This window comes from bacterium, from assembly GCA_030655055.1.
Lineage (GTDB): Bacteria > Edwardsbacteria > AC1 > AC1 > EtOH8 > UBA5202.
The window spans coordinates 1-7,216 of sequence record JAURWH010000177.1 but is presented as its reverse complement, the minus strand read 5'-3'; the positions used below and the strand labels follow the sequence as shown (position 1 = coordinate 7,216).

Below are 7,216 nucleotides of genomic sequence, written 5' to 3'. Positions count from 1 at the left end.
GAAACTCAGGCCGGAGAAGGCCTGCAGCCTTTTGGGGGCGGACATCAAGCCTGAAAGAATGGCGGAGATCCTCAACGCCCTGGAGCTGAAGGCCGCGGTCTCCGGAAACGTAATAAATGTGCAGGTCCCCAGCTTTAGGGCCGACCTAAGCCGGGAAGCCGACCTGATAGAGGAGATCGGCCGGATATACGGCTACGACAACCTGCCGTCCGAGGGGATAACCCCCTGGCCGGTGCCGGGAGTGCAAAGACCCAGGGAAAAAGCCGTGGATAATATTGTGACCGCCCTGGTCTCCCAGGGATTTTGCCAGCACTACGGCCTGCCCCTGATGGACCCGTCACATTATGCCAAGCTGGGATTGGCCCGGGACGCCAACCTGGTGGAACTGGACAACCCCCTTTCCTCGGACCTTTCCGTATTGCGGCCGATGCTGCTGCCGGGGCTTTTGGAAGCGGGGCAGAGAAATTTGAACAACGGGCTGAACCGGGTAAGGCTGTTTGAGTGCGGGCTGGTCTTTGCCCCCGGCCAGCCGGCCCCGTCGGAATCACTTAAGCTGGGGATGCTGGCCTGCGGGGAAAGAGAGAGCCAGAGCTGGGACCGGAAGCCGGGAAGCTTTGATCTCTTCGACCTGAAGGGATCCCTGGAGGTCTTGTTTGAAGCCCTGAAGATCAAGGGGATCTCCTATTCCTCTGAATTCAAAACGCCCAAACCATTCCTGCACCCCGGCCGTTCGGTGGAATTGCTGCTGGACGGGGCGGTCATCGGCTGGGCGGGAGAGCTGGACGCTTCCGTTCTTAAGGCCTGGGACATCAAGGAAAAACTATACTGTTCGGAGCTGGAACTGGAGCCCATCCTTAAACTGATGGCCGGGGACGTCACCCAGTTCTCCGAGATCCCCAAATTCCCGGCGGTCAAGCGCGACCTGGCCATCATGATTCCCCAGCCGGTCACCAGCCGGGAGATACTGGACGCCATCACAAAAACCGGCGGGGCTACATTGGAGCGGGCGGAGCTGTTCGATCTTTACTCCGGGGATCAGGTGGAAAAGGGTCAAAAGAGCCTGGCTTTCTCGCTGGTCTACCGCCATCCCGAGCGGACACTGAACGACGCCGAGGTCAACCAGGTGCACCAGGAGATAGTCAAAGTGCTTAAGGACAAGTTCGGGGCCGGGATCCGGTGATGACCGGGGACTGACGGTGGTTTCGATACGCCCCGCAGTCGGCTGAGGGGCTGGCATTTCGATACGTTTACACTACTCAATGTCCAGCCGTACTTGTGCTGAGTGTATCGAAGCATCGAAGCCAGGCGGGGCACTCAACCACCGGTCACAGTGATTCGTAATTCTGAAATACCCCAACAGGTTTTTAATATATAATTCAAAAGCGAGGACATCAATATGAGCGGAGATCCCCTGGCGATATTGGAAGAACGAATAAACCGGGCGGTTGACAAGATCACCGAATTGAAGAACCAGAAGGAAAAATTGGAAAAGGACAACCAGGACCTCAAGGACAAGATAGACCACCTGACCAAGAGGCTGAAGACCATCGAGGATGAAAAAAAGCAGCAGAACAACCTGGAGGACGAGAACCAGAAACTGCAGCAATCCCAGGAGGATGCCAAGAAGCGCCTGACGGAGATCATAGACAAGCTGGAAAAACTCAAGGACTAGTTTTCGGGGCCGGGGGCCTTAGAAACCGCAGGGACAAAAAGAAAAACCAAAATATAGGGTAACATGACCGTATCCAAAAACGGGATCAAAGTGGAGATCTTTGGAACCGAATACCGCATCAAGGGCGACGCCAACGGCGACTATATCAAGCAGGTGGCCGGGTTGGTGGACGAGCGGATGCGCCAGATAGCCGAGGCTTCAATGACCGGCTCGGTGGCCAAGATCGCCATTTTGGCGGCAGTCAACATAGCCGACGAGCTTTTAAAGGAGCGCCTGGCCCGGGAATCGGCCATGGACAAGCTGTCGGAACGCCTGAAGCAGGCAGAGGAAAACGGACAGGAATAATTTTTCACTTCCCTCTTGCATTTTTAGCTTCATGGTGTTATATTAGCCGAAGCGGAGGATGAAACGCCTCCCGGTTTTTGGTATATTATTAGTTCTTTATTTCCCTGCGGTGTCCGTATCGATTGGATCATTTTTGAGCCAACACCTGTTCACTTAGGGCCTAAACCTTCGGGCGCGGTGTGCATGCCTTCCTTAATTGGGGGGAAGCCTTAACCGTCTGAGGCGGCACCATTTTTTGAATAGGTTCAAAGTGTCCTTTCGACCGGCACAGGCGGGGAATTTTTTATTTCCGGAACATTAAAAGGCTGGGACTTACCACAGAAACACCGAAAACGGGAAGACACGGAACAAAACCTCAAAGGCAAAAACATCAAGACCAGCAAGTTTCCTCGTTCCGTGTTTCCGTGGTAAAAGTGTCCTTCGAAATCTTAACCCAAAACAAAAATCATTACCAAGTTATTGACCGACCCGGATCAGAGCAAGGCCGGGCAACATGAAAAGGAAAGGAAAAAATGCTGATAGTACTGTGGATAACAATATCGCTGGTATGCCTGGGGCTGGGCTTCTTCTTTGGATACCTGCTGCACAAGAAAATGGGGGAAGCCAGGATCGGCGACGCCCAGAAGCTGGCCGAGAAGATGATCAACGAGGCCCAGCGGGAGGCGGCCACCTACAAGAAGGAGGCCCAGGTTTCGGCCAAGGAAGAATGGTACAAGCTCAAGAACAACTTTGAAAAAGAGACCCAGGGCAAGCGCCACGAGCTGAAGGAAGCCGAGAACCGGATACTGGAAAAGGAAAAGCAGAACGACCGCAAGGTGGACATCATCAGCCGCAAGGAAAAGGAAGTGGAGATCCGGGAGCGGGACCTGGTGGCCAAGGAACGGGTGATCCGGGCCAAGGACGAGCGGCTGACCACCATGATCGACGAGCAGAACGCCAAGCTGGAGCAGATAGCCGGCCTGACCCAGGAGGAGGCCAAGAAGCAGCTGATGCAGAACCTGGAGACCCAGGCCCGGCACGAGGCGGCCCAGCTGATAAAGACCATCCGGGACGAGGCCCGGGACAACGCCGAGAAGGAGGCCAAGCAGATCATAGGGCTGGCCATCCAGCGCTACTCCGGCGAGCACACCGCCGAGACCACGGTGTCCGTGGTGCCCCTGGCCTCGGACGAGATGAAGGGCCGGATCATCGGACGGGAAGGCCGCAACATCAGGGCCTTTGAGGCCGCCACCGGGGTGGAAGTGCTGATAGACGACACGCCGGAGGCCATCGTGATCTCGGGCTTTGACCCGGTGCGCCGGGAAATAGCCAGGATCGGCATGGAGAAACTGATCTCCGACGGCCGGATCCAGCCGGCCCGGATCGAGGAAGTGATCGAGAAGGCCAAGCTGGAAGTGGACCGCAGCATTCGGGAGGCCGGCGAGGGCCTGGCTTTGGAGGTCGGCGTGGCCGGCCTGCACCCCGAGCTGATGGTGCTTTTGGGGCGCCTGAAATACCGTACCAGCTACGGCCAGAACGTATTGCAGCATTCCAAGGAAGTGGCCTTTTTGGCCAGCGTGATGGCCGGGGAGCTGGAACTGGACCAGTCCATAGCCAAGCGCTGCGGGCTGCTGCATGACATCGGCAAATCGGTGGACCACAACATCGAGGGTACCCACACCCAGATCGGGATGGACCTGGCCAAGCGCTACGGCGAATCGGCCCTGGTCATCAACGCCATCGGAGCCCACCACGAGGACATCGAGGCCACCTCGCTGTACTCGGTGCTGATCGCGGCGGCCGACGCCATATCTGGCGCCAGGCCCGGGGCCAGAAGGGAATCGCTGGAGGCCTACGTCAAGCGGCTGGAGAAGCTGGAGGAAGTGGCCTATTCCTTCAAGGGCATCAGCAAGGCCTACGCCATCCAGGCCGGCCGCGAGGTGCGGATCATGGTGATCCCCGAGGACGTCAACGACAACCGGGTGACCGAGATGGCCGGGGAGATCGCCCACAAGATAGAGCAGTCGCTGCAGTACCCGGGGCAGATCAAGGTCACCGTCATCCGCGAGACCCGCGGAGTTGGTTACGCAAAATAGCTTGCCCACGCTTGCGCGCCATAGCGCTACAGCGCGCAGGCACGAAACACACTAAAACCCGCGAAAAGGGATAACGTATTATTCAATAGCTTCAGGGAATACCAGGTTCCAAAAAGGTTCCCGAGGAGATTAAATAAGTAAAAAGTTTTTAGTGTTCTTTCGTGTATTTAGTGGGAAGAATGAAAATACTATTTAACTTGCCCACGAAACACACTAAAACTCGCGAAAAGGATTAACCGATTTCTTATTCCTTTAAGCGAATTTGAAATTAATTTTAGTGTTCTTTCGTGTATTTAGTGGGAAGAATGAAAATACTGTTCATCGGCGACATCATCGGGAGCCCGGGGCGGAGCGCGGTCAGGCACATCCTGCCGGAGATCGTCAAGGAGCACGGGGTGGACTTCGTGATCGCCAACGGCGAGAACGCGGCGGCCGGCTTCGGGCTGACCGTGACCGTGGCCAAGGAGCTTTTTGCCCTGGGGATAGACGTGCTGACCACCGGCAACCACCTGTGGGACAAGAAGGAGATCATTCCCTTTCTCTCCAGCGAAAAGCGCATCCTGCGGCCGGCCAACTATCCCGAAGAGTCGGTGGGTTTTCCTTACGGAGTTTACAAGGCGGAGAACGGCGCAAAAGTCGGCGTGCTCAATCTCCTGGGCCGGGTGTTCCTGTCCACCACCGACTGCCCCTTTAAGGCGGCGGACAAGGCGCTGAAGGAGATCAAAAAAGAGACCGACATCATTTTGGTGGACATCCACGCCGAGGCCACTTCCGAGAAGATCGCCATGGGCTGGTACCTGGACGGCCGGGTGTCCGCGGTCATCGGCACCCACACCCACGTGATGACGGCCGACGAGCGGATTTTACCGCTGGGCACGGCCTACATCACCGACGCCGGGATGTGCGGGGGCTTTGAAGGCGTGATAGGGATGGAGAAGGAAGGGATCATAAAGCGCTTTCTGGACCAGATGCCGGCCAAGTTCGCCCCGGCCGAGGGAGACGTGAGGTTCAGCGGGGTGGTGGTGGAGATTGATGATAAAACGGGACGTGCACGAAGTATTCTCAGAATTTATGAGTCTTAATAAACCATAAAAAAAATATTTACAATGAAGCTATTTTCAGTTATCGACAGATACTTTATCGGTTATCTGGTAATTTTTGTGTTATTTATATTTGCATTATTAACTCCGATATTGTTTGATCTTCATAGTATTGCTGCAGGTGTTATTTTGGGTTGTATTTGTTTATCGCTATTATTATTTTTAGGGTTTACGGCTCGTGCCATGTTAATGAATTTTTCATTTAAAACAAAAGACAAGAAGATACATATTTTAAATAAAAACATTTTATTTGATCCGGCAGTATGGCATGTTATTTGTGTTTTCAATCACCTTGCAGTGGTCTTTGCGTTTATGAAAATAACCAGAAATTTGAAAGAAAAACATAAAGAGCACGTTAGTTTGTTGAAAAATTGGCAAGGACTATTCTTATCCTGGTCAACAGCGGGTTTATTTATACCGTTTTGGTATATACTTATCAAACGTAGAATTTATGAACTAAATACATAATTAGGATATTTTGTATTGTGGCCCAAATCATTGACGGCAAGAAAATAGCGGCGGACATCCGCCAGGAAGTCAAGACCGAGGTCTCCGAGCTCAAGGCCCGCGGGACAGAACCTCATTTAGCTGTGATCATAGTAGGCAGCGACCCGGCCTCGCAGGTCTATGTCCGCAACAAGCACCAGGACTGCGAAGAAGTGGGCATCCGCTCCTCGGTCATCGAACTGCCGGCGGACACCACACAGTCACAGCTGCTGGACAAGATCAAAGAACTGAACCAGGACCAGACCGTCCACGGCATCCTGGTGCAGTCGCCGCTGCCCAAGGGCTTGTCCGAAGAACAGGCCTTTCAGTCCATATCCCCGTTAAAGGATGTGGACTGTTTTCATCCCGAGAACGTGGGCCTGATGATCCTGGGGCGGCCGCGCTTTTTGCCCTGCACCCCGGCCGGGGTGATCGAACTGCTGGTCCGCACCGGGATCGAGATCTCCGGAAAGTACATCGTGATCGTGGGCCGCTCCAACATCGTGGGCAAGCCGCTGGCCAACATGCTGCTGCAGAAGGCCAAGCACGCCAACGCCACGGTCACCGTCTGCCACACCGGCACCAAGGGGCTGCCCTACTATACCAAGCAGGCCGACATCGTGATCGCGGCGGCCGGCAGCCCGGGGATGATCACCGGCAGCATGCTCAACAACAACTGCGTGGTGGTGGACGTCGGCGTCAACCAGGTCACCGACCTCAGCAAGAAGAGCGGGGTAAAACTGACCGGCGACGTGGATTTTGAGTCGGCCTCCAAGGTCGCCTCGTACATCACGCCGGTGCCTGGCGGGGTGGGCCCCATGACCCGGGCCATGCTGCTGAAGAACACGGTGAAGGCGGCGACCTAACCCCTTCCCCCTTCCCCGCGAGGGAAGGGGCATCGTGTTCCCTCTCCCATTGGGGGAGGGACAAAGGGAGGGGTCAAACCAAGTACTGTAATAATTATGCCCGACGACAAACAAATAATCCTTTCAGTCAGCCAGCTCAACGCCCAGGTGCGGCGGGTGCTGGAGTCCTCCATCCCCAGGCTGTGGGTCAAGGGCGAGGTCTCCAACATGACGGCCCATTCCTCCGGCCATCTGTACTTCAGCTTAAAGGACAACGGGGGGCAGGTGCGCTGCGTGATGTTCAAGACGGCCGCCCAGTCTTTGCTGCTTTTGCCCCAGGACGGAATGCAGTGCCTGGCCCTGGCCGATGTCACACTTTACGAGCGGGCCGGACAGTACCAGCTGAATGTCCAGCAGCTCCAAATAGCGGGGCAGGGCGAACTGGCGTTGGCCTTTGAGCGCTTAAAGAACAAGCTGTTCCAGGAAGGCCTGTTTGACCCGGAACACAAGCGGCCCATTCCCAAATATCCCACGGCCATCGGACTGGTGACCTCGCCCACCGGGGCGGTGTTGCGGGACATCATCAAGGTGGTCAAACGGCGCTGGCCCCTGTGCCAGCTGATCCTGAACCCGGTGCCGGTGCAGGGTGTTGGGGCCGGGGATAAGATCGCCCAGGCCATAGAACAATTCAAC

General features: G+C 55.5%; 8 protein-coding genes and 1 other RNA gene. All 9 read left to right on the top strand.

Annotated features, from left to right (window positions below; all coding sequences use genetic code 11):
• Window positions 1-1,180 (top strand): phenylalanine--tRNA ligase subunit beta (locus Q7U71_08505; GenBank protein ID MDO9391799.1); only part of this gene is annotated, 1,180 nt, incomplete at its 5' end.
• 216 nt (window positions 1,181-1,396) lie between these two features.
• Entirely contained in the window at window positions 1,397-1,672 is a 276-nt protein-coding gene (gene zapB, locus Q7U71_08500) for a cell division protein ZapB (protein MDO9391798.1), read from the top strand.
• Window positions 1,673-1,735: 63 nt separating this feature from the next.
• Window positions 1,736-2,017, top strand: coding sequence for a cell division protein ZapA (locus Q7U71_08495; protein ID MDO9391797.1), 282 nt, complete (start codon window positions 1,736-1,738; stop codon window positions 2,015-2,017).
• Window positions 2,018-2,115: 98 nt separating this feature from the next.
• Window positions 2,116-2,299: non-coding RNA, 6S RNA (gene ssrS / locus Q7U71_08490), on the top strand.
• Window positions 2,300-2,529: 230 nt separating this feature from the next.
• Window positions 2,530-4,092, top strand: coding sequence for a ribonuclease Y (gene rny / locus Q7U71_08485; protein MDO9391796.1), 1,563 nt, complete (start codon window positions 2,530-2,532; stop codon window positions 4,090-4,092).
• Between the two features lie 305 nt (window positions 4,093-4,397).
• Window positions 4,398-5,174, top strand: a complete 777-nt coding sequence (locus Q7U71_08480; protein ID MDO9391795.1) for a TIGR00282 family metallophosphoesterase — start codon at window positions 4,398-4,400, stop codon at window positions 5,172-5,174.
• Window positions 5,175-5,198: 24 nt separating this feature from the next.
• Window positions 5,199-5,660: a hypothetical protein gene (locus Q7U71_08475; protein ID MDO9391794.1), complete on the top strand. Its 462-nt coding sequence runs from the start codon at window positions 5,199-5,201 to the stop codon at window positions 5,658-5,660.
• 17 nt (window positions 5,661-5,677) lie between these two features.
• Complete coding sequence (locus Q7U71_08470; GenBank protein MDO9391793.1) at window positions 5,678-6,544, top strand: tetrahydrofolate dehydrogenase/cyclohydrolase catalytic domain-containing protein; 867 nt, start codon at window positions 5,678-5,680, stop codon at window positions 6,542-6,544.
• 96 nt (window positions 6,545-6,640) lie between these two features.
• Window positions 6,641-7,216, top strand: a 576-nt coding sequence (gene xseA / locus Q7U71_08465) for an exodeoxyribonuclease VII large subunit (GenBank protein MDO9391792.1), incomplete at its 3' end; no start/stop codon positions are given.